This is a genomic window from Kitasatospora sp. NPDC058162 (assembly GCF_042884005.1).
Classification (GTDB): Bacteria; Actinomycetota; Actinomycetes; order Streptomycetales; family Streptomycetaceae; genus Kitasatospora.
Genome location: NZ_JBHVUS010000021.1, coordinates 133,335 through 159,166, shown reverse-complemented (window position 1 = coordinate 159,166; position 25,832 = coordinate 133,335). Strand labels below are relative to the sequence as shown.

The 25,832-nt window shown below is 73.0% G+C and carries 24 protein-coding genes, 1 rRNA gene and 1 pseudogene; 16 read left to right on the top strand and 10 right to left on the bottom strand.

What is annotated here, in order from left to right:
• A 5S ribosomal RNA gene (rrf, locus tag ACFVXG_RS30440) occupies window positions 1-76 on the top strand; the annotation flags it as partial.
• A gap of 244 nt (window positions 77-320) precedes the next feature.
• Entirely contained in the window at window positions 321-2,429 is a 2,109-nt protein-coding gene (locus ACFVXG_RS30435; protein WP_387931925.1) for a phosphocholine-specific phospholipase C, read from the top strand.
• Between the two features lie 43 nt (window positions 2,430-2,472).
• On the opposite strand, the gene ACFVXG_RS30430 is transcribed toward ACFVXG_RS30435, so the two are convergent.
• Window positions 2,473-3,117 (bottom strand): hypothetical protein, encoded by a 645-nt coding sequence (locus tag ACFVXG_RS30430; protein ID WP_387931923.1) that lies wholly within the window; start codon window positions 3,115-3,117, stop codon window positions 2,473-2,475.
• A 179-nt stretch (window positions 3,118-3,296) separates the two neighbouring features.
• Between ACFVXG_RS30430 and ACFVXG_RS30425 the strand changes: the two genes are divergently transcribed.
• Window positions 3,297-3,809, top strand: a complete 513-nt coding sequence (locus ACFVXG_RS30425) for a DUF6584 family protein (RefSeq protein ID WP_387931922.1) — start codon at window positions 3,297-3,299, stop codon at window positions 3,807-3,809.
• Window positions 3,810-4,034: 225 nt separating this feature from the next.
• Here ACFVXG_RS30425 and ACFVXG_RS30420 read toward each other — a convergent pair whose 3' ends face one another.
• A complete protein-coding gene (locus ACFVXG_RS30420; protein ID WP_387931920.1) occupies window positions 4,035-5,873 on the bottom strand; it encodes a tetratricopeptide repeat protein in 1,839 nt (612 codons plus the stop codon).
• Between the two features lie 104 nt (window positions 5,874-5,977).
• The gene (locus ACFVXG_RS30415; RefSeq protein ID WP_387931934.1) at window positions 5,978-6,946 is read right to left on the bottom strand and encodes an NADP-dependent oxidoreductase; all 969 of its coding nucleotides are present in this window, start codon (window positions 6,944-6,946) and stop codon (window positions 5,978-5,980) included.
• Window positions 6,947-7,100: 154 nt separating this feature from the next.
• On the opposite strand from ACFVXG_RS30415, the gene ACFVXG_RS30410 reads away from it, so the two are divergent.
• From ACFVXG_RS30410 to ACFVXG_RS30385, 6 genes are all read left to right on the top strand, one after another.
• The gene (locus ACFVXG_RS30410) at window positions 7,101-8,096 is read left to right on the top strand and encodes a GlxA family transcriptional regulator (RefSeq protein WP_387931919.1); all 996 of its coding nucleotides are present in this window, start codon (window positions 7,101-7,103) and stop codon (window positions 8,094-8,096) included.
• Between the two features lie 168 nt (window positions 8,097-8,264).
• The gene (locus ACFVXG_RS30405; protein ID WP_387931917.1) at window positions 8,265-8,429 is read left to right on the top strand and encodes a hypothetical protein; all 165 of its coding nucleotides are present in this window, start codon (window positions 8,265-8,267) and stop codon (window positions 8,427-8,429) included.
• Between the two features lie 174 nt (window positions 8,430-8,603).
• Complete coding sequence (locus tag ACFVXG_RS30400; RefSeq protein ID WP_387931915.1) at window positions 8,604-9,329, top strand: DUF2625 family protein; 726 nt, start codon at window positions 8,604-8,606, stop codon at window positions 9,327-9,329.
• Between the two features lie 220 nt (window positions 9,330-9,549).
• Window positions 9,550-9,885, top strand: a complete 336-nt coding sequence (locus ACFVXG_RS30395) for a YrdB family protein (protein WP_387931913.1) — start codon at window positions 9,550-9,552, stop codon at window positions 9,883-9,885.
• Between the two features lie 30 nt (window positions 9,886-9,915).
• The gene (locus ACFVXG_RS30390) at window positions 9,916-10,629 is read left to right on the top strand and encodes a hypothetical protein (protein ID WP_387931911.1); all 714 of its coding nucleotides are present in this window, start codon (window positions 9,916-9,918) and stop codon (window positions 10,627-10,629) included.
• 397 nt (window positions 10,630-11,026) lie between these two features.
• On the top strand, window positions 11,027-12,118 hold the full coding sequence (locus ACFVXG_RS30385; RefSeq protein WP_387931910.1) for a peptidoglycan-binding protein: 1,092 nt from the start codon (window positions 11,027-11,029) through the stop codon (window positions 12,116-12,118).
• A 391-nt stretch (window positions 12,119-12,509) separates the two neighbouring features.
• On the opposite strand, the gene ACFVXG_RS30380 is transcribed toward ACFVXG_RS30385, so the two are convergent.
• Together ACFVXG_RS30380 and ACFVXG_RS30375 are read right to left on the bottom strand one after the other, a co-directional pair.
• The gene (locus tag ACFVXG_RS30380; RefSeq protein WP_387931908.1) at window positions 12,510-13,214 is read right to left on the bottom strand and encodes a response regulator; all 705 of its coding nucleotides are present in this window, start codon (window positions 13,212-13,214) and stop codon (window positions 12,510-12,512) included.
• Between the two features lie 81 nt (window positions 13,215-13,295).
• Window positions 13,296-14,489 (bottom strand): sensor histidine kinase, encoded by a 1,194-nt coding sequence (locus ACFVXG_RS30375; RefSeq protein WP_387931906.1) that lies wholly within the window; start codon window positions 14,487-14,489, stop codon window positions 13,296-13,298.
• A gap of 200 nt (window positions 14,490-14,689) precedes the next feature.
• Here ACFVXG_RS30375 and ACFVXG_RS30370 point away from each other — a divergent pair, with 200 nt between their 5' ends.
• Window positions 14,690-15,076, top strand: coding sequence for a hypothetical protein (locus ACFVXG_RS30370; protein ID WP_387931904.1), 387 nt, complete (start codon window positions 14,690-14,692; stop codon window positions 15,074-15,076).
• An 86-nt stretch (window positions 15,077-15,162) separates the two neighbouring features.
• Here ACFVXG_RS30370 and ACFVXG_RS30365 read toward each other — a convergent pair whose 3' ends face one another.
• Window positions 15,163-16,521 (bottom strand): tetratricopeptide repeat protein, encoded by a 1,359-nt coding sequence (locus tag ACFVXG_RS30365; RefSeq protein ID WP_387931902.1) that lies wholly within the window; start codon window positions 16,519-16,521, stop codon window positions 15,163-15,165.
• A gap of 227 nt (window positions 16,522-16,748) precedes the next feature.
• Here ACFVXG_RS30365 and ACFVXG_RS30360 point away from each other — a divergent pair, with 227 nt between their 5' ends.
• Entirely contained in the window at window positions 16,749-17,435 is a 687-nt protein-coding gene (locus ACFVXG_RS30360) for a 2'-5' RNA ligase family protein (RefSeq protein WP_387931900.1), read from the top strand.
• Window positions 17,436-17,560: 125 nt separating this feature from the next.
• Window positions 17,561-17,671: pseudogene (locus ACFVXG_RS30355) on the top strand (integrase); the annotation flags it as partial.
• 66 nt (window positions 17,672-17,737) lie between these two features.
• Here ACFVXG_RS30355 and ACFVXG_RS30350 read toward each other — a convergent pair.
• Window positions 17,738-18,382 carry a dihydrofolate reductase family protein gene (locus ACFVXG_RS30350; protein ID WP_387931898.1) on the bottom strand — a complete coding sequence of 215 codons (645 nt, stop codon included), beginning with the start codon at window positions 18,380-18,382 and terminating at the stop codon, window positions 17,738-17,740.
• 213 nt (window positions 18,383-18,595) lie between these two features.
• Here ACFVXG_RS30350 and ACFVXG_RS30345 point away from each other — a divergent pair, with 213 nt between their 5' ends.
• Window positions 18,596-19,174 (top strand): hypothetical protein, encoded by a 579-nt coding sequence (locus ACFVXG_RS30345; protein WP_387931896.1) that lies wholly within the window; start codon window positions 18,596-18,598, stop codon window positions 19,172-19,174.
• A 356-nt stretch (window positions 19,175-19,530) separates the two neighbouring features.
• Window positions 19,531-20,184: a restriction endonuclease gene (locus ACFVXG_RS30340; protein ID WP_387931894.1), complete on the top strand. Its 654-nt coding sequence runs from the start codon at window positions 19,531-19,533 to the stop codon at window positions 20,182-20,184.
• A 9-nt stretch (window positions 20,185-20,193) separates the two neighbouring features.
• Here ACFVXG_RS30340 and ACFVXG_RS30335 read toward each other — a convergent pair whose 3' ends face one another.
• Both ACFVXG_RS30335 and ACFVXG_RS30330 read right to left on the bottom strand, forming a co-directional pair.
• Window positions 20,194-20,676 carry a hypothetical protein gene (locus ACFVXG_RS30335; protein WP_387931892.1) on the bottom strand — a complete coding sequence of 161 codons (483 nt, stop codon included), beginning with the start codon at window positions 20,674-20,676 and terminating at the stop codon, window positions 20,194-20,196.
• Window positions 20,677-20,889: 213 nt separating this feature from the next.
• On the bottom strand, window positions 20,890-21,567 hold the full coding sequence (locus ACFVXG_RS30330) for an NUDIX domain-containing protein (RefSeq protein WP_387931890.1): 678 nt from the start codon (window positions 21,565-21,567) through the stop codon (window positions 20,890-20,892).
• A gap of 113 nt (window positions 21,568-21,680) precedes the next feature.
• Here ACFVXG_RS30330 and ACFVXG_RS30325 point away from each other — a divergent pair, with 113 nt between their 5' ends.
• Both ACFVXG_RS30325 and ACFVXG_RS30320 read left to right on the top strand, forming a co-directional pair.
• Complete coding sequence (locus ACFVXG_RS30325) at window positions 21,681-22,439, top strand: DeoR/GlpR family DNA-binding transcription regulator (RefSeq protein ID WP_387931888.1); 759 nt, start codon at window positions 21,681-21,683, stop codon at window positions 22,437-22,439.
• Between the two features lie 701 nt (window positions 22,440-23,140).
• The gene (locus tag ACFVXG_RS30320) at window positions 23,141-24,394 is read left to right on the top strand and encodes an AAA family ATPase (protein ID WP_387931886.1); all 1,254 of its coding nucleotides are present in this window, start codon (window positions 23,141-23,143) and stop codon (window positions 24,392-24,394) included.
• A gap of 411 nt (window positions 24,395-24,805) precedes the next feature.
• Here ACFVXG_RS30320 and ACFVXG_RS30315 read toward each other — a convergent pair whose 3' ends face one another.
• Complete coding sequence (locus ACFVXG_RS30315) at window positions 24,806-25,816, bottom strand: ArsR/SmtB family transcription factor (RefSeq protein WP_387931884.1); 1,011 nt, start codon at window positions 25,814-25,816, stop codon at window positions 24,806-24,808.
• Window positions 25,817-25,832 lie beyond the last annotated feature (16 nt).

Here is a 25,832-nt window from a genome sequence, read left to right as displayed (position 1 = left end):
GAACCCGGAAGCTAAGCCTCACAGCGCCGATGGTACTGCAGGGGGGACCCTGTGGGAGAGTAGGACGCCGCCGAACAATCATTCAGAAAAGCCCCCGCCGGGTGAACCGGGCGGGGGCTTTTCGCGTTTCCGGAGGGCTGGGGTGCGGCCGGCCCGTCACGGGTACTGCAGTAGGCTGCCGCGGCGGGAAGTTGACTGGACAACAGTTGGCCGAAAGCTCATGCGGCGTTCGTCGGAGGACTGTGTACGGCCCGTCTGCGATGCCTATGTTCGAGCCTTCTCGGAAGACCCATTGCATGCACGAGTGGGAAGGACATCACGTGGCCTCCATCGACAGGCGGCGATTCCTCCAGCTGAGCGGCGCCTCCGCCGCCGCCGCAGGCCTCGGGGCGTTGCCGCCCGCGGTCGGCAAGGCTCTGGCCCTGCCCGCGATCAGCCGGAGCCGTTCGATCCAGGACGTCGAGCACGTCGTCATCCTGATGCAGGAGAACCGTTCCTTCGACCACTACTTCGGCACCCTCCGCGGGGTGCGCGGGTTCGACGACCCGCGCCCCACGGCCCTGCCCGACGGCCGGCCGAACTGGCACCAGCCCGCCGCCGCGGTGAAGACCGGCCGCTACCACGACCGCGGTCTGCCGGCCTCCGAGAAGGAGGTGCTGCCCTGGTACATCGACCCCAGGAACACCACCGAGCACCAGGCCGGGACGGACCACGGGTGGAGCAGCGGTCACCTCGCCTGGAACGAAGGGCGCCACGACCAGTGGGTGAACCAGAAGCAGGACGTCATGACGATGGGCCACCTCAAGCGGCAGGACCTGCAGTACCACTTCGCCCTCGCCGACGCGTTCACCGTCTGCGACTCGTACTTCTGCTCCGTCCACGCCGACACCGCGCCCAACCGCATCTACCTCTGGACCGGCACCAGCGACCCGCGCAACGTGCACGGCCGTAAGCCGAACGGCCCCGGCCTGTGGGAGCGCAACGGCACCAACGGCTACACCTGGACGACGTACCCCGAGCGGCTGGAGAAGGCCGGGGTCAGCTGGAAGCTGTACCAGGGCGGTTCCGGTGAGCCGGGCACCCCGACGGACAACTACACCGACAACTCGCTGATGTTCTTCGAGCGGTTCCAGGTCGCCGAGGGCGCCTCCGGGCCGCTCGTCGACAAGGGGGCGACGGACCACACGCTCAAGGAGTTCCGGGCCGACGTCCAGCAGGGCCGGCTGCCCCAGGTCTCCTGGATCGTCCCGCCGTACCTGTACAGCGAGCACCCCTCCGCCACCCCCACCGACGGCGCGTACTACATCAACCTCGTGCTGGACGCGCTCACTTCCAACCCCGAGGTGTGGGGCCGGACCGTCTTCCTCATCAACTACGACGAGAACGACGGCCTGTTCGACCACGTCGTGCCGCCGATGCCGCCGGTCGTCAGCCGGCCGGGCGGCGAGGGCATGGTCTCCACCGACCTGGAGGCGAGCCTCGGCGACGAGCTGCTCGACCTCGCCAAGTACCCGGGCGAGATGAGCCCGCTGGTGCCCGGCGCCGACCGCGGCGGGCTGCAGCCGATCGGCCTCGGCCCGCGGGTGCCGCTGCTGGTCATCTCCCCGTGGTCGCGCGGCGGTTGGGTCTGCTCGGAGACCTTCGACCACACCTCCGTGCTGCGGTTCCTGGAGGCCCGGTTCGGCATCGAGGAGCCCAACATCAGCGCCTGGCGCCGGTCGGTCTGCGGCGACCTCACCTCGGCGCTGGACTTCTCCGGCGCCGACCCGCAGCGGGTCTCGATACCGGTGCCCGCGCCGATCGCCTCCCAGGGCAAGCCGTACCAGGTGCCGCTGCCCCAGCGGATGCCCACCCAGGAGCCCGGCACCCGCCCGGCCCGCGCCCTCCCGTACGACCTGCGGGTCAACGAGGACGAGACCGACGACGCGACGGTGTTCCAGCTCAACCTGAACAACCAGGGCTCGGCCGGTGGCTGGCTCTACGTCTACGACCGGACGGCGCCGACGGCGGCCCCGCGCCGCTACACCGTCTCGCCCGGCGACAGCTTCGAGGACCACTGGCCGCTGGTCGACGGCGGCTACCACCTCGTCGCCCACGGGCCGAACGGCTCGGTGCAGGAGTTCGAGGGCAAGACGGTGGGCGGCCTGGTCGCCCGGTTCGAGCCCGCGCGGCACAAGGTGCGGGTGACGGTCTCCAACCACGGGGAGACGGCCCGCACGGTCACCGCCGAGAACGCCTACGCGAAGGGCGCCAAGCAGGGCCGCACCCTGCGCCCCGGCGACGACGCCCGGTTCACCTTCGACCTGCCCGAGGGGAACCGCTGGTACGACATCGCCGTCACGGCTGCGGACGGTCCGGCCTTCCGCCGCCGCTGGGCCGGCCACCTGGAGAACGGCCGCCCCGGCACCAGCGACCCCGGCCCGCGCTGACCCCGGCCCGCGCTGACCCCGGCCTCCCTCCCCGGGTCGGCCCTCAGGGCCGGCCCGGGACCCAGAGGGGGGCGGGGCCGAGGCGGGGCATGGCGCGGGCGGCGTCCTGTTCCAGCCATCCGTCCACCCGGGCCGGGTCGCCCTCGCTGAGCTCCACCAGGGCGGCGGCGGCGATCCGGGCGCAGCACAGCATCAGGGCGAGGGTGTCCTGGCGGCGGTGCCGCTCCCGTACGTAGGCCTCGACGCGCTCCTCGACGCGGAGGCGGTGGGTCGGGCCGTCCTCGGCGGTCAGCGCCTGGACCCCGTGCCACACCAGGGTCAGGGCGCAGGGCTCGGCCGGGTGGGTCACGTCCTCCCGGTGGGCCTGCTCACGGGCCTCGGCCGAGCGCTGCCCGAGCCACCCCAGGGCCGTCGGCCCGTCGCCCCCGCCGGAGCGCAGCAGCAGCTCGGCCGCCTGCTCCACGAGGGCCGGCACCACGGCTGCGGCCGGCACCCGCAGCCCGGGCGCCGGTGTGTCGCCGAAGGACAGCCAGGCGTCCGCGAAGGAGGCCGCGCGCAGCCCGCCCACCCAGGCGGGCGCCCCGCCCGTCTCCCCGAGCCATTCCTCGGCCCCCAGTCGGACCAGCCCCACTGCGACCAGATTCGCCGCGTCCCCGTCCAGCCCCAGCAGCCGTCCGCTCCGCACCACGCACCCCCACCTGCGCTCGTCACCCTTCGGGCACATCCCACCACACCGAGGCGCGAACGAACTAGGCAGGGCCACGTCACAAATCGGTGCCGGTGTGCTGCGGCGCGCCGGGGTGTGGATGCTCCGAGTGCGAGCGAAACCCCTTTGACCAGCGGTTATTCATCGGCCACGATGCTCCGGTGACAGTTGAGACCACCCTCCTGAAGGTCGACGCGGACCTCCGTGCCGGCCGGATACCCGTGGCCCGCCAACGCCTGCGCGGCCTGGTGGCCTCCTACCCGGCCGACCTCACGGTCCGGCGGCGCCTGGCCGAGGTCTACCGGCTGTACGGGGAGCCGGCCGAGGCGGGCCGCTGGGCCTACCTGGAGGAGGACCGGGATCCGGCCGAGACCGCGGCCTTCGAGGGGCGCCACGCGGATCCGCTCCGCCGGATGGCGGCCCTCGCCTGGCACACCTCCGAGCGGTCCGCACCGACCGAGACCGCCCGCACCCGGCTGGGCGACCTCCGCGTGGCCGCCTCCGCGCACGCGGGCCGCCCGGTCTCCTGGGGCCGGGAGGGCCAGGCCGCCCAGCAGGCGGCCGAGGAGGACTCGGCCTGGGACTTGGCCTGTGCCGGCCTCGCCCTCGTCGGGCTGCTGCTCCTGGGCTTCGCGGTGCTCGGCGTCGTCACGTTCGTGCGCTGGTGGCTCTGAGCCTGTCCGTCGAGACGGGGGCGGGCGGGGCGATTTCTGCTCTTCTCCACGACCGTATCCGGGGAGCCCGGGACGGCGGTCGTCGTGGACGACCGGTCGGCGTCGGACACCTTGAGGAAGGTTTTCCGGGGAGCGGGCGACGGGCTTTCTGCTGGCTTCGTCGGCGGCCGGGCAGGAGACAGTGGGGGGTCTTCCAAGGGTTGGGCAGTGCGGCCGACGCCGGGCTCAGCGCCACCGCCGCAGGGCCGACGCGGCGCGCTCGGCCGCGCGGCCCTCGCGGTGGTGCTGGTGGCGCTTGAGGTACCAGGCCAGCCAGTGCAGCGAGTCCGCGAGCCCGTCGAGGCGGACCCCGGGCGGGAAGCGCACCGGACGGTCGAGCAGGGCCAGGACCTCCTGGAGCAGCGCCGGGACGGGAGCGGTGTGCTCCAGGCGGGCCTCGCGCAGCGCCAGGTTGGCGAGGGCGTGGACCAGCCCGCTGAGCTCGTCCTCCGGGAGTGAGGTGCCGCGGTAGCGGGCCACCGCCTCCCGGGACGCGGTGCGGGCGTCCTCGTGGCGCTCCAGGTCGGCGTGCCGGATGCTCAGGTTGTTCAGCATCCTGGCCAGTTCCCGGGTCGCCTCGGCGGCGTCGGGCTCCCCGCCCGGCCGCGCGTCGGCGGGCCCGTGGGCGCCGGGAGGCGCGTCGACGACCAGGCGCATCAGCTCGACGGCCTCCGCCGTCGCGGCGAGCGCGTCGCGGTGGCGGCCGCAGGAGGCCAGGCGGGAGCCGAGCGTGTCCAGGGAACCGGCGAGCAGCGGGCGGATCGGCCCGGGGGCGGCCGGCAGCAGCCGGCGGTGCAGACCGACCGCCTCCGTCAGGGGCGGGACCGCCTCCGCCGGGCGGCCGATCGTCCCGAGGAGGAGCCCCAGGTCGTGGAGGGTGCCGGCCAGGCCCAGGACGGCGCGCGGGTCGGCCTGGGGCAGGCCCCGGCAGTAGGACACCGCCTCGCGATGGGTGGCGAGCGCCCCGGCGAAGTCCCGCTGTGCGGTCTGCTCGCGGGCGCGGACGGCCAGCTCCTCGATCCGCGCCCACGGGGCCTGCGATGCGTCTCGCGATGTGTCCTGCGGCGGGGCCTGCGGCGCGTCCTGCGGAGGGGCTTGCAACGGGGCCTGCGACGCGTCCTCGGCGCGCCGGTCCGGGCGGAGGTCGCGAAGGCCGCCGTCCTCGTCCGTCGTGTAGCCCTGGTCGGCCAGCAGGGCGTTGACGACGGCCAGCCCTTCGGGACTCTGCTCCGCGAGGCGGCGGTGGACCGCCGCCATCAGCTCCCGGCACACGTGGGCCTCGACCCCCTCGCCCGCGCCGGCGTGCCGCAGCGCCTGCGCGTACGTCGACAGTGCGGCCCAGTAGGCCTCGCCGTCCGCCTGCCGGGTCGCGTCGAGCGTGCGGTAGCGGAGCACCGCCTCGCGCAGGACGGGAACGGCCTCGGTGAACGCGCCCGCCTCGTCGAGCAGCATGCCGAGATCCGTCAACGCGGAAGCGAGCCCGTTCCCGCTCACCGGCCCCGGCCGCACCCGGTCCTCGACCCGGCGCAGTTCCAGGGCCTCCCGCACGGTCGCGAGGGCCTCGGCGCGGGTGGCGGGCGGGGAGAGTTGGTTCGCCAGGTTCTCCAGGGCGGCGGCGAGCAGGCGCCGGTACTCGTCCGGCTCCTCGGCGGCCAGTGCCCGGAAGAGCGCCACGCCCTCGCGGGCGGGCCCGACCGCCTCCGCGCGGCGACGGCGCACACCGAGGAGCCTGGCCTGTTCGACCAGCGCCTGCGCGAGCCAGGGGCGGCAGTCCTCGTCCCGGACCACCTCCCGCCCGAGCCCGACGCGCTCGGCGAGGACCACCTCCAACTCGTCGAACCGGTCCGGCAGGTTCGCCGGGCCGCTGAGGAGTTCGCTCAGCCGGTCCAGGCCCTCCATGAGCTCCAGTCGCCGGCGCAGCCACGTCCCGTAACCGCCTTCGCCCAGCCGCTCCCTGGCGTGCCGCACCTCCAACCGGGCCCGCGCCAACCGTCGTTCCGCGTCCGTACCCCCGCGCTGCTCCATCGGCCCCCGCCTCGCGCTCCCTCGTCGGCACCACCCAGCGTAGACGGCCGCGCAACCCGGCCTCGGGCGCTGACGGTTGGTCACGGAGCCACGGAGTCGCGGAGTCAGGGAGTCACGGACAGGACGATCTTCCCGGTCGTGCGGCCGCCCTCGCCCAGTGCGTGGGCGGCGGCGACCTCCTCCAACGGGAAGACGGCGTCGGCGATCACCCGCAGGCGGCCGTCCTCGACCAGCGCGGCGATCTCGCGCAGGCCCTGCCGGTCGGGCTCGACGAGCATGAACACCGCCCGCACCCCGGCCGCTTCGGCCTGCTCGTGGGGGAAGGCGTCGTCCAGCGGGAGCAGCGAGACCAGCGTTCCCCCCGGCCGCAGGGTGCGGAGCGAGCGGGCCCAGTGGGCGCCGCCGACGGCGTCCAGGACGACGTCGACGTCGCGGACGGTCTCGGCGAAGTCCTGGGTGCGGTAGTCGACCAGTTCGTCCGCGCCCAGGGAGCGGAGCAGGTCGTGCTTGGCGGCGCTGGCGGTGCCGATCACCGTGGCCCCGCGGGCCTTGGCGATCTGGACGGCCAGGTGGCCGACCCCGCCCGCGGCGGCGTGGACGAGGACGCGTTGGCCGGGCCGGACGTCGGTGGTGTCGACGAGGGCCTGCCAGGCGGTGAGGGCGGCCAGCGGCAGGGCGCCCGATTCGAGGTGGGTCAGGTTCCGGGGCCGGGGGGCGAAGTGGCGGGCCGGGGCGGCGACGTACTCGGCGTAGGCGCCCGCCGGGTGGGGGAAGCACGGCATCCCGAAGACCTCGTCGCCCGGTCGGAAGACGGTCACACCGTCGCCGGTCTCCTCGACCACCCCGGAGACGTCGAACCCCAGGGGGAAGGGGAGCCGCGTGCCGTCCGCGAACACCCCCCGCTGCCTGATCTTCCAGTCGGCCGGGTTCACACCCGCCGCGTGCACCCGGACCAGGATCTCGCCCCGGCCCGGTTCCGGGCGCCGCGTCCTGATGACCTCGAGGACGTCGGGGGATCCGGCGGTCTCCTGGGAGACGGCGCGCATGGTGGGGGTGGTGGTGGTCCGGTCCATGATGGCGTGTTCGCTTTCCACGGTGCTTTTCTCGTTGTTCGTGCTGCTGTTCGTGCCGCTGTGTTCGTGCCGGAACTCCGGCACGGCAGAAGACTGCCGGGAGCCGAAGGCCCCCAGTAGCGGCCCGATGGCCATCGACTGAAAGGATCCGGCCATGCACCGCATCGGCGTTCTGGCCCTGGACGGGGTCGTCCCCTTCGAACTCGGCATCCCCGCGCGCATCTTCGGCGCGGCCCGCGACGAGGCGGGCGACCGGCTCTACACGGTGAGCACCTGCAGCCTCGACGGCGGTCCGGTACGGGCCGAGGCCGACTACGGCCTCACCGTCGCCCACGACGCCTCGCTGCTGGCCCGCGTCGACACCGTCGTCATCCCGCCCTCCCACGACCTCGGACCGGTCCGCGAGGAGGGCCGGCTGCCCGCCGCGCTGCGCGACGCCCTCGCCGCCATCCGTCCGGGGACCCGGATCGTGGGCATCTGCACCGCCGCCTACGTCCTGGCCGCCGCCGGGCTCCTGGACCACCGCCCCGCCACCACCCACTGGCGTGAAGCGGCCCGCCTGCAGCGGATGTTCACCACCATCCGGATCGACCCCGACGTGCTGTTCGTCGACGACGGCGACATCTGCACCTCCGCCGGTGTCGCCGCCGGGATCGACCTGTGCCTGCACCTCGTCCGTCGCGACCACGGCAGCCGGATCGCCAACACCGTCGCCCGCTCCTGCATCGTGCCGCCCTGGCGCGACGGCGGGCAGGCCCAGTACATCCAGCGCCCCGTGCCCGACCCGACGGCCCCCGGCACCGCCCCCACCCAGGCCTGGGCGATGGCCCGCCTCGCCGACCCGCTCACGCTGGCCGAGCTGGCCGCCCACGCGAACATGAGCGTGCGCACCTTCACCCGACGCTTCCGCGAGGAGACCGGCACCACCCCCGGTCAATGGCTGATCCGCCAGCGCGTCGACCTAGCCCGCCACTACCTGGAGACCACCGACTGGCCCGTCGACCTGGTCGCCCGCCGCGCCGGCTTCGGCACCGGCGTCTCCCTGCGCCAGCACCTCCACGCCGCGATCGGCGTCGGCCCCCAGGCGTACCGCCGCACCTTCCGCCCCGCCGCCACGACCGCGGTCTCCCGGGTCTCCCGGCTCTCCTGAACGACGAGCGGCTGTGCCGGGGGTCCGGTGGTGACCCGGCGTCAGGGCGGGGCTGGTGGAATCCGGTCGCGGTTGTCATCATGGCGGGCGAGGGAACCTCCCCGGGGGCCGTCGGCGCGGAACGTCGGATCCGGGCGCGCGTGGGGCCCGGAGAACGGATCCCCCCCCATGGACACGATCCTCCTCACCGTCGATGCCGTACTCGGTGTGCTCGGCTCCGCCCTGTCCCTGTCAGCGGAGATCCTCCGGGCCCGGCGGCGTGCCGCCGCCGCTCAGCCGCCCAACTGCCGGCAGGGAAAAGGGGAGTTGCCGGACCATGGCGAGGTCGCGTGACCGGCGCCGACGGGCCGGTCGAGTACCTCGTCATGTTCGGTCCGCAGGGGGAGCCGCCAGCCCCGTACCCCGGTTTCCTGAGTGCCGCCGCCGGGGGCGGGAGTAGCAGGCGGGGCGGGGTCCGACCGGCGTCCGGATGCCGGTGCCGAGGGTGTTCGGTGCGATCATCCTCGGATGCGAGAGATCGACGAGTTGGCCGGGGTGGACGATCCGGCGTGGCCCGAGTTGGAGCAGGCGTTCGCGGCGGCGGCCGTGCCGGTGGAGGTGCTTCCCGCCGACCGGGCCGAGGGGCGCCGGAGCCTGCTGCAACTGCAGGTCACGGCGCGATCGGTGCTCGGCACCCTGGCCCTGAACTCGGGCGGGTTGCTGCTGGACGACGGGTGGGTGCGGGTGTTCGGCGGCGGCTCGGCCGTGGGCGGGGGTCTGCCGAGCCTGGGTCAGGTCAACGGGTTCCCCGTGGACTTCGACCCCGCCTGGCATCCTGCGGACGGTCTCGTCGTCGGCCACGACGTCGTGGGCGGGGTCTTCGCGCTGAACGGCCATGACCCTTCGGCGGTGGGCCGGCCGGGCGCGCCGGGGCAGATGACCTACTTCGCTCCCGACACGCTCGAGTGGGAGGCGTTGGAGACGGGTCACTCGGGCTGGGTCTCCTGGCTGCTCGCGGGCGGCGTGGAGAGCTTCTACGACGGCGTGCGCTGGCCCGGTTGGCGGGCGGAGGCCGCAGCCCTGACCCCGTCGCAGGGGATCACGGTGTTCCCGTTCCTGTGGTCGGAGCAGGCCCAGGCGGACATCGCGGCCACGAGCCGGCGGGCGGTGCCCATGCGCGAGGTGCTCGGGGTGGCGGCCGATTTCGCCGGGCAGATGGGGCTGGCCGACCCGGGGTTCCTCGGCGAGGTCTGAGGCGACGGATCGACGGGGCGCGTGGGGCGGCGCCGGTGCAGGGGCACCGGCGCCGCCTTCGTGTTCCACGGTGCGCAGGGCTTCGGCGTCGGCGAAGGGGGGTTGACGGCGCTCGCCGCAGCGATAGTATCTCCATCAAATCATTCAGAGCTCAAATCATTTGAGGTGTGCTTGATATGGGTGGGGCTACGAAGGACGAACCGATGACCCGGGGCGAGCGGTGACCGGGGTGCTGCGCACCGTCGACGACGCGCTCGCCCTGCTGCTCGAACTCGCCGTCTACACCGCCGCCGTACGGTTCGGGCTCACCCGGCGGACGGCCCGCTGGGCCCGCTGGGCGCTCGCCCTCGTGCTGCCGGCCGGGTACGTCGCGGTCTGGGCGATGTTCGGCGCGCCGGGTGCGGAGGTGCCGCTGCACGGCGCGGCCCGGGCGCTGCTGGACCTGCTCTGGTTCGGCAGTGCGGCCGTCCTGCTCCGGGCAACGGGCCTGCGCCGTACGGCCGTTGTCTTCGCGGTGGCCTACCTGCTGACCACGGCGGTGCACCTGATGCTGTGACCGGGTGGGGCCTGAAGCGAGTGCACATGGTTGCAGCTGGACTCGACCGCGACCGACGGCCCCTTCCTGGTCGGCCGGCACGAGAAGACGGTCCCGGGGCCGTTTCTCTTCCTCCAGCTGCGGGAGGGAAAGGCCGCCTGGACGGAGGGGGTTCCGGACGGGAGACAGGCAGTGCACCTCTTCGACCTGCGGAGCCGGAAGGACTCCGTCCTGCGGACCGGCAACCTCAGCCCGGTCTTCCTCGCCGGTGACGTCCTGGGCTGGCGAGAGGAGGAGAAGCCCGACGCCCCGCCGGTCCTGAAGGCCGTATCCGTCCGGACAGGTGAGCCCGTGCAGCTCCCGCCGGCCATCACCGGGATCGCCGACGCGGCCCACATCACGGGCGACGGCAGGACCTGGACCTGGGTCTCGCCCGACTACCAGGCCCTCCACGCCTGGCGGCCGGAGTGGCCGGGGCCCGCGGTCGTCGCCAGGGCCGGGGATGGAGAACACATCGACCAGGTCGAGCTCGCCGGCGACATCGTCACCTGGCTCGGCGGCAAGGCCGTGTGGGCTGCCGACCTGCGCACCCACTCCCGGACCACGCTGACCCCGGAGTACGGCGGCGTCGTCGCCAGCGGCGACGCATTGCTGGCCACCTACCTGACAGCGGGCTACTCGAAGGACCCGGCCAAGCAGGCGGGCAACACGAGTTACGTCCTCAGGGCGTCGGAACTCCCGCCCCTGCTGCCCTGCGCATCCTGACCGCCCGTTACACACACTGGCCGACGGCCTCCGCAGCAGCCCTCGTCATCCGGCTCCGCCCATGATCGACCGACCGGACGGAACCTGAGCGGGGGAGCCGACACACGCCGAGTCCGGCCCGGCGTCGAACGACCCGCGGGACGGCTTCCCGGGATGCGCGCCGGGACGCCACGGATGTGCGGGCGGCCGGCGCCCGCGGCCTCCGCGGTCCGCCACCCGTCGGGCCAGCTCAACGGCGGGAGGCACGGCGGTCCCGCACCCAGGTGGGGGCCCGTCCCACCGCGCGGGTCGGCGCCGTGAGACGCGTCCACCCGGTGGATGGGACGGCAAGCCCCTCCCGGACGGGGGCGGGTGAGGCAGAGTTTCTGACAAATCATCATGGATTTGGAGAACCTCTGTGAACACCCTCCTCCCCACCCGGCGCCGGTGGTCGCTGGGCCTGGCCCTGGCGTCCGTGCTGACGGGTGTCGGTGCTTACGCCGCCTCGGCGGCACCCGCCACGACCGCGCCGGCGCCGATACCGATCACCTCCCCGGCCTGTCCGGCCAACCTGCGGATGGGTGAGGCCGACGGCTGCGTCACCCAGCTCCAGCTGGAGCTCAACCTGACCGGTGCCCACCTCACCGTGGACGGGCAGTTCGGGTCGGGCACCGACACGGCCGTGCGCACCTTCCAGTCCTCGCACTCCCTGACCGCGGACGGCATCGTCGGCCCGGCCACCAAGGCGAAGCTCGACGCGGCGGCGGCCGGCTCCTCCGGCACCGGCACCGTCGACCTGCGCACCCAGTGCGGCGACCTGCAGAAGGGCGCCAGCGGCGCGTGCGCCAGCACCCTGCAGGCGATGCTGAACACCTTCAACGCGGGCCGCCTCACCGTGGACGGGCAGTTCGGCCCGGCCACCGACACGGCGGTGCGCAACTTCCAGGCCTCGCACGCCCTGGCCATCGACGGGATCGTCGGCACGGCCGTCAAGAACGCCCTCTACACCAGCACCCCCACCCCGCTGCCCAGCGGCCCGATCAACTCCGCCAAGGTCCTGAACGCGGCGAAGTCCTACCTGGGCGTCCCGTACGTCTGGGGCGGCGGCCACTCGCTGCGCGGCGAGGGCCCCGGCCCGTCGCTCGGCACCTGCGACGGTTACACCGGCTCGATCCAGCCCTGCCCGGCCGACACCACCGTCGGCGTGGACTGCTCGGGCCTGGTCCGCGCGGCCTTCTGGTTCGGCGCCGGCATCGACCTCGCCAACGGCGGCGACACCAGCGAGCAGACCCTGGACAAGCACCTGACCCCGATCACCGAGGCCCAGCGCCGCCCCGGTGACGTCGAGTACTTCGGCACGGACGCTCACAACACCGTGCACGTCGTGCTCTACGCCGGCACCGACCCGGCCACCGGCGCGGACATGATGTACGAGGCCAAGGAGACCGGCACCGACGTCCACTACGTCGGCCTGCGCACCGGCGGCTACTGGTACCACGTGACCGCCTGACCGCACGGCCAGGCGCCGTCCGGCCCCGCGTGGATGTGCCGCAACGCCTGCACGGCGACCGTCGGGACGGTCGCCGTGCAGGCATGCACGCCCGCTGCAGCACCTCATCCTGACGGCTCGCCCGGAGCTCTATCCGCCCGGGACCGCCGCCGTCGACATCGACGACCCGCGCCTGGAACCGTAGGAGCTGCCGGCAGGAGCGCCGGGGGGAGTTCCGCCCGAGTGATGGGGCGCGCATTCTCGCCGCTGCGCCGATCCGTAGGTTCGGCTGACCCCGTGTCCCAGCATCCGAATTCCGGGTCGGCAGCCCAGGACGAGCGTCGGTGCCGTCAGCGTGACGGACATGTCGCACATCCAGAACCGGGCTTGAAGGCCGTCGGGGCAGGCCCGGTCAGGCCGGGCCGAGCCTCGGAGGCCCCGGGGCGGGGCGGGGGTCGCCTCCGACGGTCACCAGGCCGCTCTCGTAGGCGACGACCACGGCCTGGGCCCGGCTGGTGAGGGCGAGTTTCGCCATCAGCCGGTTCACGTGGGTCTTGACCGTGGCGATGCTCACCACCAGGCGTTGCGCGATCTGGTCGTTGGTCAGGCCCCGGCCGACGAGGTGCAGCACGTCCCGCTCGCGCGCGGTCAGTCCGTCCAGGGTGTCGGGCTGTTCGGCGACCGGTTCGCCCTGGCGTGCGTAGGTCTCGACCAGGCGGCGGGTGACGGTCGGGGCGAACAGCATCTCGCCCTCCGCGATCTGCTTGACCGCGGTGAGCAGCCGTTCGGGCGGGGTGTCCTTGAGCAGGAAGCCGCTGGCTCCGGCGCGCAGCGCGGCGTAGACGTACTGGTCGAGGTCGTAGACGGTCAGCATGACGACCTTGGGTTTGGGCGGCGCCGCGGCGGCGAGGATGCGTTCGAGGGCGGCGATGCCGCTCATGCCGGGCAGGCGGATGTCCATCAGGACGACGTCGGGCGGGCGGTGCGCGGCCAGGTCGACGGCCTCCTCGCCGGTGGCGGCCTCGCCGGCCACTTCCAGGCCGTCGGTGGCGCGGACCAGGGCGGCGATGCCCGCTCGGATGAGCACCTGGTCGTCCACGATCAGTACGGATGTCACCGATGTCACCGTTGCCGCCCCTCGTCCCCCACGCCTCGGCAGGCCCTGCCGTCCCCCACGTCCGGGCCCGGCTGGCCGTCCTCACGGGTCGGTTGCGGTGACCGGCAGCGTGAACGCGACCTCGAACCCTCCGTCCGGGCGCGGGCCGGCGTGCACGGACCCGCCGTAGAGTCTGACGCGTTCATGCATCCCGATCAAACCGAGCCCGCTGCCGGACACCGCGTCGCCGTCTCCGGGCCCGTCGTCGACGATCCGGACGTCGAGGCGGTCCGGCTGCCACTGGAGGCGGACGGTCGCGGTGGCGGGGCGTCCGGCGTGCTTGATCACATTGGTGAGGGCCTCCTGGACGACCCGGAACGCGCACAGGTCGACCCCGGGGGCGAGCATCCGCGCGGGGCCCGACATGACGACCCGGACCGGCACACCGGCCGCCCGGGTGCGCTCCACGAGCCCGTCGAGCTCGGCCAGTCCGGGCGCCGGATGATAGAGCTCCTCCTGCTCGCACGGTGCGTCGCCGGAGACGCGCAGGACCTGGAGGAGCCCCCGCATCTCCTCCAGCGCCTCGCGGCTGGTCGCCCCGATCGCGGTCAGCGCTTCCCGGGCCGCCCGCGGGTCGGTGGCGAAGACGTACTCGGCCACCCCCGCCTGCACGGCCAGTGCCGACAGGTGGTGGGCGATCATGTCGTGCAGCTCGCGGGCGATCCGCACCCGTTCCTCCACCACCGCGTGCCGCGCCCGCAGCTCCTGCTCGCGCCGCAGCCGCTCCGTCGCCTCGGCCAGCTGCATGTTGCGCTCGGCCAGGCGCCGGGTGCCCGTCGCGAAGATGCCCACGATGCTGATCGCGATGACGGACTGCGCCACCGACAGCTCCACTGACAGGCGCGCCTGGAGTCCGCTGGCCAGCCAGGCCCCGCAGGTCACCGCTGCGGCCGCGAGCGCCTGGCGCGGCGGTCGGCGCGCGATCACGGTGTAGGCGGCGAGCAGCGGCGGCCACAGGTTCACCGACGGCTGGAACCCGGCGGCGGTGTAGGCCAGCAGGCCGGTCAGGGACAGCGTCAGTACCGGCCACGGGTGGCGCCGGCGCAGCGCCAGCGGCAGCGCCACCAGCAGGCTCAGGCCGACCGCCGTCAGGTCGAACGGCCGCCAGCCCTCCGCCCGGTAGCGGGCCTGGTACGACTGCAGCCCGTAGACGACGGTCACCACCGCGAGCACCAGGGCGAGCGCCGTGTCCGCCCGCACCGGGTCCACCCGGAGCCTTCGCGTGATCGACCGCATCCGGGCAGCGTACGGACGGCCGCGGCCGCTGTCGTCAACCCTGCGGTTGACCGCTCCTCTCCGCCCGCGATGTCCGGCGTCCTCGGGTACCGCAGAGGTTTACCCCCGCGATCAACCCTGGAGTTGACGATCGGTCGGGGGTCGCCCTGCCACGCTCTTGCCATCCACCGCGACCGACGGTGGCAAGGGGAGGGAACACCATGAAGGGGAAGCTCGCGGCGATGGTCGTCGGAGGTACGGCGGCGCTGGGGCTCGCGTTGAGCACCAGCCCGGCCTCGGCCGCCTCGTGGCAGTACCAGTGGTTCGACAAGCACACCCCGACCACCGGCTGGTCCACCAAGAACGTCGCCCTCGGCCCGGGCGGGACGACCGTCCGGTTCGACGTGTGGTGCTCCGGGGGCGGCACGTACAAGGTCGAGATCCGCAAGGCCGGCGTCGGCATCCACGCCGGCGGGGTCGACAACGTGCCGTGCGACGGCCACTGGTACACCGTCACCAGCCGCCAGGACAGCAGGTGGGCGTACTACGCCCACCTCGGCACCCACAACGGCAAGCGGCCGCTCCAGGTCGCGGCCTACTGGCGCTGACCCAGCTGACCCAGCTGTGCCGTGGGGCCGACGCCCGCCTGTCGGCTCCACGGCCCCACAGCACCACGGCATCCGGCTCGGCCCCGTCAGAAGGGCGGCTCGTCGCAGTACGAGCCGACCCAGGTCGTCCGGGCCGGCACGGGCACGGGCTCCTGGAGGAGCGTCACGGCCTCCGCGACGCGGCCGAGGTCGATGAGGTAGCGGGCCAGGTCGTGGCGGTTGGCGGGGGCGCACGGTCGGAGGACGGCGACGGCCTCCTCGGTGCGGCCCGCGTCGGCCAGCATCCTGGCGACGTGCGACGCCGCGTACCAGGTGTCGCCCTCGGGGTGGGCCCGTGCCTGCTCGACGGCCTCGTCGACCCGGTCGCAGGCCGCCATCAGCGGCAGCCGCACCCAGAAGACCTCCCACTCCTCCCCGCCGCGGCGGGCCTTGAGGGCGTCGAGGTAGGCCAGGCCGTCACGGGGGCGGCCCTGGTCGGTGTACAGGGTGCGGAGCGTGTCGAGGATCCAGTCCTCCGCGCCGCCGGGGGCGTCGGACAGGGTGCGCATCACGGCGATCGCCTCCTCGTACCGGCCGTGCCGGGCCAGGAGTTGGGCGAAGTCCACCGCCACGGTGTGCCGGCCTACGGAGGAGTCGTCGATCCGCCGGTAGACGCCGACCGCGCCCGCCACGTCGCCGCGTTCCTCCAGCAGTTCCGCGAGCCGTCGCGCGGCGTGCCCGTGGTGGTCGGTCGCCGCGTACGCCCGCAGTTCCTCGATCCGGTCGTGCCGGGCCAGCAGGTCGGCGAGCTGGTTGCGGTCGTTGACCGAGGTGCTGTCGCGGGTGTGCAGCAGGGCGATCGCCTCGTCGACGCGGCCCTGGCGCTCCCGGATCGAGGCGAGGAGGCCGACGGCATTGAACGGTCCGACCGGGTGGCCGGCGCACGAGTCGGTGGGGCAGGGGGAGACGGCTCCGATGCGGGCGGTGAGGAGTTCGGCGGCCTCCTCGTCGCGGCCCGTACCCGCGGCGACGTCGACCAGGGCCTGGGCGAGGAACCAGTCCGCGACGTACGGGCGCAGCAGGGTGAACGCCTCGTCGGCCCGGCCGTGACGGGCGAGCATCCGCGCGAAGGAGTTCATCGCCAGCGGGCTGCCGCCCTCGGCGTGCGGGCGGGCCAGCGCGATCGCCTCGTCGACCCGGCCCCGCGCCTCCAGCAGCTCGGCCGTGGCCTCGGCCGCCGTCCACCACCCGGTGGCGGTGTACGGCGCGAGCACCGCCAGTGCCTCCTCCGGCCGGCCCTGCCCGTCGAGCAGCCGCGCCCACTCCCGGGCGCAGAACCACTCGCCGCGGCCGGCCTGGAACTCCACCTCGGTGGCGTGGCCGAGTTCGAGGAGCCGGGAGGCCAGGTCCGGGGGGATGCAGCCGGACTGGGTCCGGGTCCAGTAGTCGAGAGCGTCTTTGTCCACGGGGCGGACCCTAGCCGCCGCCTCGGACACGGCCGCGGTGCCTGCCGCACCGTCAGTCGGCACGATCGGGTGACCCGGCGGCTCGACCGCACACCGCGCAGGCCTGATGCGCCAGGATTGCCGCGGGCTCCCCGCCGGGGCGGGCCCGACGATCGAGCGTGACGACCGGGCCCGCCGATCGAGCGTGACGATCGAGCGCGACCGATCCCCGCAACGAGGAGGCGGCAGTGAAAGCGTTCCACCCCACCTTCGGCCGGCAACCGTGGCCCGAGGGCCTGCGCGTCCTCCAGGTGTACGCGCTGCCGGACCTCTCCGCGGGATCGGCCCTGCACACCCTGTTCGCCGACCTGCGCAAGTCCCTGGCCGGCTTCCCCGTCGTCCCGGTACCCGACGGCCACGCGCACATCACCCTCGACATGCTCACCCACGTGCCGGCCGAGGCCATCGGCGACGCCGAACGCCGCGACCTCGCCGAGCAGTTGCGCGCCGCCGTCGCCGGAGCCGGGCCACTCGTCCTGCAGGCGGGATCACCGCTCGCCTATCGCACCGGCGTACGGCTCGACCTCCACCCCGACCACCAACTCGCCGACCTCCAGCACCGGGCCCGCTCCGCGATCCACCGGGTCTCCGGCCCGGACTCCACCGCCTACCCGCTCGGCGTCCTCCACATGTCCGCCGGGTACGCCGCCGCGGACCTCGACACCGAGGAGGTGGCGCAGGTCGTCCACCGGGTCCGACCCGGCCACGCGCCCTTCACGGTGCGCCGGATCGAGCTGCTCGAGGTGTACTGGCGGCGCGTGCCGGTGGACGGATCGGACGTCTCGGGCTGGCGGATCTGCTGGGACACCGTCGCCGCGATCCCCCTCGACGACGCGTCCACCGCAGGATCGGACGGCCCCTCCGTTTCATGCTGAGACCGAGGCCGTCGGTGGCAGGAGTACGCCCGTGTTCCGGGGGGTGGGACAGTCCTGTCGCGGCCGTCCCACCCGTGCACCGACCAGCCTGCCGGACGCCGTGAGGCGGCGTGAACGGCGCCGGAGCTCTGCACGCTTACCTGCGCCGGCGCAATGTCAACGCCCGCCACCGCGACGTCCTGGCTGCCGGATGCACGCAACGCGCGCGCATCCGCAGCGAGAAGGGCGTCCGCTGAGGCGGACGCCCCCTCGCGGTCGCGGCCTGAACTCGGGTGGGGCCTGAACTCGGGTGGCTCCTCGCGTCACCTTCGCCAGAACAGGTGGTGCGTCACGCCGCTCGGGCTGGGCACGACCTCCAGGTGGAACCGGTCGAGCAGTTCATCGGGAGACTCCCAGAGCCGCAGTCCGGACCCGAGCTTCAGCGGCGAGACGGCCACGTGCATGGTGTCGACGAGGCCGGCGTCGAGGAACTGCCGGATGGTGGCGACCCCGCCGCCGAGCCGGACGTCCTTGCCCTGCGCCGCTTCCCGCGCCCGTTCGAGGACCGTGGCCGGGTCGGCGTCGACGAAGTGGAACGTGGTGTCGGAGAGCGTGAACGAGGGACGCGTGTGGTGGGTCATGACGAACACCGGTGTGCGGAACGGGGGTTCCTCGCCCCACCAGCCGCGCCACTCGTGGTCCTGCCAGGGCCCGCCCTGGGGCCCGAACTTGTTGCGGCCCATGATCTCGGCACCGATGTTGCGTGCGAAGTCCCGCGTGAAGTAGTCGTCCAGGCCCCGGCTCCCTCCGGGATCCGTGCGCATGGGCCAGCTCGCCGTGGCTCCGGCCCAGGCGAACAGCTTCTCGGGATGGTCGTGGCCGAACGGCCGCTCCAGACTCTGGTGCTCACCGGCACCGATTCCGTCACTGGAGATGTTGAAGTTCATGACTCTCAGCAGTTGATCCACGTGTTCCTCGTCAGGTCCTGTCGCGTCATCGTGCGGCGAGCGCCCCACATCACGACGTCGAACGGGACCAGGCCGGATCGACAGCGGCCCACAACTTTCTTCCCGTGCGTGTCGGAAAGCGGGCCATGCGTCGCACCGGACGTCTCCGCCCTTCCCATGTGTTCCCACACCAACCCGGCGAACGTGAGCGGTCAGAGCACTGGCATCCCCGGCATGGGCTACACCACCGACTTCACCGGGCAGGTCGCCATCGTTCCGCCGCTCAACCCGGCCGAGGCCGCGTACCTGCGGAAGGTCGCCGGCACCCGGCGCATGGACCGGGGCAACGGCCCCTACTTCGTCGACGGAACCGGCCACGCGGGGCAGGGCCACGATGCCGACATCCGTGACTACAACAGTCCTCCGGCAGGCCAGCCGGGCCTCTGGTGCCAGTGGGTGCCCACGGCGGACGGGGCCGCGATCGAGTGGAGCGAGGTCGAGAAGTTCTACGACGCGCCCGAGTGGATGACCTACCTGATCGACCACTTCCTCAAGCCCGGCGCCCACGCCCAGGGCAAGCCCGGCTTCGAGGACTTCACCTTCGACCACGTGGCCGACGGCACGATCGACGCCCAGGGGGAGGAGTCCTGGGACACCTGGCAGCTCCTGGTGCGCGACAACGAGGTCTCCGTCTCCGCGGCCGAACTCCCGGACCCGGACTGGCTGTGCGAGGGCTGCTTGAAGGCCGTCGCCGACGAGGACGCCGTGTGCTGCCCCGGCGCGGAGCCGATGGCCGTGTTCCCGGAACCGTGATGCCGAACCGGGCATCGTCCGGTTCGCCGTGCGCGCCGTCCGCGACGAGCACCGCCGAGGCGGGGCGACGGCAGCCTTGCTCGGGCTGAGCTGCTCACTTCCTCTGGACGCTGGAGTGTTCCACTCGCCGATGAGCGGCGCCGGTTGAGGCGTGACGGCACGGCCCAGCGCGACGCGAACCTGAACCTGGAGGGCCTCGGCGGAACCGTGTTGCGGAGCACCACGTGTTCGGTCGTCGGCCGCCGAGATCCGGTCAACTCGGTCCCGTAGCCAGCGGAATTCACCGAGATCGCAGGCGGCGGATCGACTCCCGCTCCTACGCTCGCACGAACACTGTGGCTCGAAGGGGGAGTGCCGTGGCCCGTGGACCTGTCCGGCGACGCCGGTCGACCGCTGCGCGCCGGGCCCGGCGTGCACGGCAGGCGCGGGACAACGCGCTGCTGCTCGGCGTAGCGGCCGTGATCGTCCTCGTGCTGGCCTCGGTGGTGGTGCACTGGCTGGCCCAGCACTTGCTGCTGCTGGCCGCGCTGCTCCTCGTCGGCGCCGGGGCGGCCGTCGCCGTGCTGCGCACGCGCGTCCGGGCGCGGCAGCGGGAGCTGGACGCGCGGGCGGCGCAGCTGCGGCACATCGGTCCGTTCCTGACGATGAGCCCGAAGGCGTTCGAGCACGCGTTGGCGGACCTGTGCCGGCGGGACGGCTGTACGAAGGTGTCGGTGGTCGGCGGGGCCGGGGACCTCGCGGCGGACGTGCTGGCCACCACCCCGGCCGGGCAGCGGATCCTGATCCAGGCCAAGCGGTACGGGCCGCGGACGTTCGTCGGCTCGCAGGACGTCCAGAAGGTCAACGGCACCTACCGTGACGTGCACCGCTGCGAGCTGGCCGCCGTGGTGACGACCAGCTCGTTCACCAAGGCCGCCGCCGCGTTCTGCGCGCAGGTCGGCATCCGCGCCGTCGACCGGCGGGCACTCGCCCTGTGGGCGGAGGGCACGGGCGGGCCGCCCTGGGCGTGATCCCTCGGCTCAGCGGCGCCCAGCAGCGGGCAAGTGCTGCAGCTTGCTGGCCCGCAGGGCGACGACCGGGGCGGCCGCGGTCACGGACAGGAGCGGGACGAGGATGCCGAGGGCCCGGGCATCCAGCAGTCCGTGGAAGACCTGGTCGGCGCCGATGAGGGCCACGGAGGCTGTGCCCAGCGCGGTGACGACGACGAGGGGCGATGCCTTCCGTGACCCCTGGCGGAGGTGGACGGCGGTGCCGACCCAGAGGAGGACGGCGGCCGCCGCGATGCCGAGGACCAGGAAGGCGATGAACCCGGCGGCGAGCGTGTTGAGTTCGGAGGTCTCCTCCTCGGCTGCGCCCCACTGTTCGTGCGGCGGCAGGTGGTTGGCGTGACGGGGCCGCATGACCAGGAGGTAGAAGGGCGCGGTGGCCCAGAGCCAGGCCCCGGCCTGCGCCAGCCGAACCGGCAGGGGCCGGAGGACGGAGGACACGTGCGCTGCGGTCATGGCGGATTGCTCCGGGGGAGTCGGCTGGTGAGGACGGGTAGAGCCTCGCCGAACCGTCCCGGCCGCCGCATGAGTACGGCTACTCATTCGTGAGTGCCGTGGTACGTCCGTAAGATCCGACCCGAACCGCGCGCCTGCGCCCGCCTGTTCACCCCTGCTGCCGCCGCCAGGCCTCCGGCGCCGAGGCGGGGACCCAGCGGATCGGCCGCGATGTCAGCGGTCGCCCGCTGCGGGGGCGAAGGGCCCGTCGAGTGCCGCCCATTGCAGGAGCATGATGGTCTTGCCGTCGGTGATGCGTCCGTCGCGGGTCATGGCGAGGGCCTCGGCGAAGGGCAGTTCGAGGACCTCGATGTCTTCGCCGTCTTCCTGGAGTCCGCCGCCGGTCCCGGTGCGGTCGGCCGGGGTGTAGGGCGCGGCGAAGAAGTGGAGGCGTTCGGTGACGGAACCGGGGCTCATGTAGGCGTCGAGGACATGGGTGAGCGGGCCGAGGGTGACGCCGAGCTCCTCGGCGCTCTCGCGTCGGATGGCTGCGGGCGGGTCGTCCGCGTCGAGCAGTCCTGCGGCGGCTTCGATGAGCATGCCGTCGGGGTGGCCGTTGACGTAGGCGGGGTAGCGGAACTGACGGGTCAGCAGGACGCGGCGGCGCTGGGTGTCGTAGGGCAGGACGACGGCGCCGTCGCCGCGGTCGTACGTCTCGCGCTGTTGGGTTTCCCAGCGTCCGTCGCGGCGGCGGTAGTCGAAGGTGGTGCGGCGCAGCACGTGCCAGCCCTGGGAGGTGAGCTCGACGTCGCGGACCCGGATGTCGGGGTTGCGGTTCAGATCGCGTCCGGCCTGGTCGAGGCCGGTGCGGCCGCGGTGGTCGGGGGTGTCGATACCGGGGCGGTTCGTCATGGGGCCTCCTGTGGGGTGCGGCGGGGGATCTCGGCCGCGTCGATGAGCAGGGGCTCGTCGGTCACAGGCGCTAGGATACATGCAGAAACGTGCAAGAACAGGAGAGAATGCGGATGCTGGCTGCTGAACGGCGCGACCACCTGATCGGCCTGCTCGCCCGCCAGGGCAAGATCGTCGCCAAGGAGGTCGCCGTCGAACTGGGAATCTCCGAGGACAGCGTGCGGCGAGACCTCCGCGATCTCGCCGCCGAGGGATTGTGCCAGCGGGTCTACGGTGGCGCGCTTCCCGTCTCGCCGGCGGTCGTGGACTACGCCGCCCGGCAGGGCGTAGCCCCGGACGGCAAGCGGAAGGTCGCCTCCGTGGCCGCGGCTCTGGTGCGGCCGGGCAGTGCGCTGATCCTCGACGGCGGCACCACCGCCCTCGCCGTCGCACACGCGCTCCCGCGGGACCTGGCCTGCACCGTGATCACCCACAGCCCGACGATCGCCGTCGCCCTGCTCGACCACCCGCAGGCGGAGCTCTTCCTGCTCGGGGGCCGCGTCTTCAAACACTCGGCGGTCGCCTGCGGCGCGGCCGCGGTCGAGGCAGCGCAGAACATCTCCGCCGACCTCTGCCTCCTCGGCGTCACCGGCGTGCACCCCGAGGCGGGACTGACCACCGCGGACGCCGAGGAGGCCGCCATGAAGCGCGCCCTGGCCGCGCGGGCCGCGGACACCTACATCCTCGCCTCCTCCGAGAAGATCGGCACAGCTTCGCGGTACCGCGTCCTGCCCTGGGAGGAGGTCAGCGGACTGATCACCGATGCCGACCCCCACGACGCGGTCGTCGAGCAACTCGAAGCGCACGGTGTGGAGATCCTGGCAGCCGGCTGACAGCTACGACCGAACGCGGCATCACCGACCCGCTGCCACAGCATCCAGACCGCCGACCCGCCGCCGTGGTTCAGCTATCCACAGGAATTGGCAATTACTCGACGACATCACCGGGCAGTGCAGCACCACGGACCGCAGGGGAAGACTGCGCTGACCTTGAAGACGCTTGTTGGCCCCAGGGGTACGGCTCTGATGGCCCCAGGTGGGGATCTATGACAGGAACGTGACCGAGTCTGTTGACCCTGCCTACGGAGACGCGGGCCGTGGCAGAATCCCGACATGATTCTGATCCGAAAGGGCGATGCCGCGTAGGCGCCCGAAGGCTGTCCGCGCCGAGCGTTGGCAGCCGTGCAAGCATGTGCCGGTCCGTCGGATTCCGGGCGTATCCGCTCGAAACCCGAGCAGCTGTGCGCCGTGTTGAGGACGAATACCTGTGGTCGAACGCGGTTGCTGATGCTCTGAGTCGGTTTGAGTGGGCGTTCAGGCAACCCGGACGGAGCGGATCGATGTCGAATTCGAGCGGCGGACTCTTCCGAACCCGGGTCCGGTGAGCGAATGGACGGCGGGGCGCTGGTGGTGGCGCATCCGGGAACGGTGACACCGGTGGTCAGGAACTGCGGTGGCCTGTCGCTTTGGTCCTGACGAGTCGGTAGGAGTCACAGCGCTGGGCATGGCTGACCCCGCGGGTGCGGGGAGGACCCGTGCTGGCCGGGCGCAACGGGTCCGGCAAGTCCACCCTGCTGCGCGCCGTCGCCCTGGCGGTCAGCGGCCCGAGCGCGGCGCGCGGGCTGGTGACCGGCTTCGACTCGTGGATCAGTGACGGGCAGTCGCAGGCGATCGCGGAGGTCTGCCTCCACCACGACCCGGCCGAGGACAGGTTCACCACCGGACGGCCGCCGGCCGGCGCGTTCTGGGCGGGCCTGAAGTGGACCGCGCCCGACGTCGCCACCCCCGCCGGTCGGCACGCCCAGCCGGCCCTGAGCCCGGTGGCGTACAAGAAGGCGCCGACCGCCGCTCAGCGCGGGCCGTGGGCGGACAACCCGGTGGGCTGGTTCTGCGCGGGCTACGGGCCGCTCCGCCGCCTCGCCGGAGGCTCGGGGGAGGTCCAGCGGCGCATGGCGGGCTCGGGTCCCGTCGCCCGGCTGACCAGCCTCTTCCACGAGGACGCCTCCCTCGCCGAAGGCGTCAGCTGGCTCATCGAGCAGCACCTGCGCTCCCTCGAGAACCGCCCGGGCGCGGCCGAGTTGAAGCGCACCGCGCTGGAGATCCTCGGCGACGACCTCCTGCCCGACGACTACACCATCGGGGACGTCGACTCCGACGGCCTGTGGGTCGCCCACGACGGCCGGTCGTTCGCCCTGCGGGAGATGAGCGACGGCTACCGGACCGTGGCCGCGCTCGTGGTCGACATCCTCAAGCAGCTCCACGACACCTACGGCGCCCTCCGCGTCGAACGCGACAGCGGACACCCGGTCGTGACCGTCCCCGGCGTCGTGATCATCGACGAGATAGATGCGCACCTGCACGTGTCCTGGCAGAAGCGCATCGGGGGGTGGCTCAAGCAGCATTTCCCGCTGGTGCAGTTCCTGGTCACCACCCACAGCCCGTACATCTGCCAGGCAGCCGACCCCGCGGGACTGATCCGCCTCCCCGGCCCCGACGTCGACGAGGCCCCCGAGGTCGTCGGAACCGACCTCTACGACCGGGTGGTGTACGGCAGCGGCGACGACGCGGTGCTGTCCGAGCTCTTCGGCCTCGACACCCCGTACTCCCAGCGGGCGGACGAGGTCCGGGCGCTGCTGGTCATGCTGGAGATGAGGATTGTGGCCGGTGAGGCCGACGAGCAGGAGCGGGAGCGCTACCGCGGGCTGAAGCGGACCCTCACCAGTTCGCCGTCCGCCCGGGTCGACGAGGTCGCCGCACGCCTGCACTCCCTGACCGGGCACGTCTTGTGATCCGGATCCGCCGGATCCCCCTGTCCGAACCGCCGCGCTCCCGCATGGCCGAGTGCACCTGCGAGATCGTGCTGGCCCCGGACCCGGAGGCCAGGGCACGCATGCTCTGGAACCACGCGACGATACGACGCCACGTGTACGTCCCGTCATGGAATTCCGGCTGCCGCCGGAACCGGGCCCAGGGGCCCTTTCCACGCCTATCCAGCCCGATGGCGCTCCGCCGTGCGCTGCTGGCCTGGGGCGGCTCGAGGGCCAGAGGCCATCACGGGCCTCAGGTCGTGCCAAGCCCTGGACATGCCGACGCCATCGGGTACCGGGCAGCTGTCGACGGTGCAGGTTGGAGCGTGGGGACGCCCGCTTGAGGTGGGATAGCGGGGGTCACCGGACTCGTCCCGTGTTGCGGTCGCACCGTCAGGACAGGAGTTCCCGCAGGTCACCGACGGCCTGGTAGAAGACGTGGCGGGAGCGGCGTGTGCGGCGGACGAGTCCGCCGCGATGGAGGGCCTGGAGGTGGTAGGAGACGGTGCTCGGGCTGAGGCCGGTACGGTCGGCGAGTTCGGTCGTGGTTCGCGCTTGGGTGAGGTGGGTGAGCAGCGTGGTGCGGGAGTTGCCGAGGAGGCTGCGCCGGCGCCTGTCGTCGGGCGGGTTGTCGGCGGCCGCCGGGTAGACCAGGGCGGGGTTTCGGCAGGTGCGTTCGTCGGCGGTGCCAGAGTCAGCGGCACGGGAGTCGGTGGTGTCGGAATCGGCGGCGTCGGAATCGGTGGTGTCAAGGGAGAGCATGAGGCCGGGCGGGAAGGTCCCGGGGACGAGGACGAGACCCGGCGGACTGATGCACAGGCCGACGGGCTCGGCGCGGCCGGCAACCAGTGCGTCGCCGTCCCAGGACAGCTGGCGGTGCAGGCTGTTGACCATGCCGGCGAAGCCCTGCCGGACGGTGAGCGCGGCGCGGCGGTCGATGTCGCGCTCCAGCCGGGCGGACACCTCGGGCCACCGCGGTTGGAACACCTCCGTCCAGAACTCGTGCAGCTCGACCGCGACCCGGTCGGCGAACCGGTCCTCGCCCCGGTCCAGGGCGTGCAGCACCAGGTGGTGCGGCGAGCGGGCCGGGATCTCGCTGGCGGCGAGTCCGGTGAGCAGCACGGACATCTCACCGCGCACCCGGGCGGCGGCGGTGGTCGCGACGAGGTGCAACTCGCCGTCCACGGCGCAGCGGTAGGCGGAGGGCTCGGGCGTGAGGAAGTCGGGAGTGTAGCCGTAGGGGCTGATCGCGAGGGCGGACAGCAGCCACAGCTTCCGCTCCGCGATCACCTTCCGGGCCTGCCGCCGCCAGGCGAGCGGGACGGCCTGCGGATGGCGGCCCAGGGCGAAGAGCAGGTTCATGGCCTGGTACAGCGGGGAGATGGCGAAGCGCGTGCGCGCCACGGCATCGGCAGAGAGT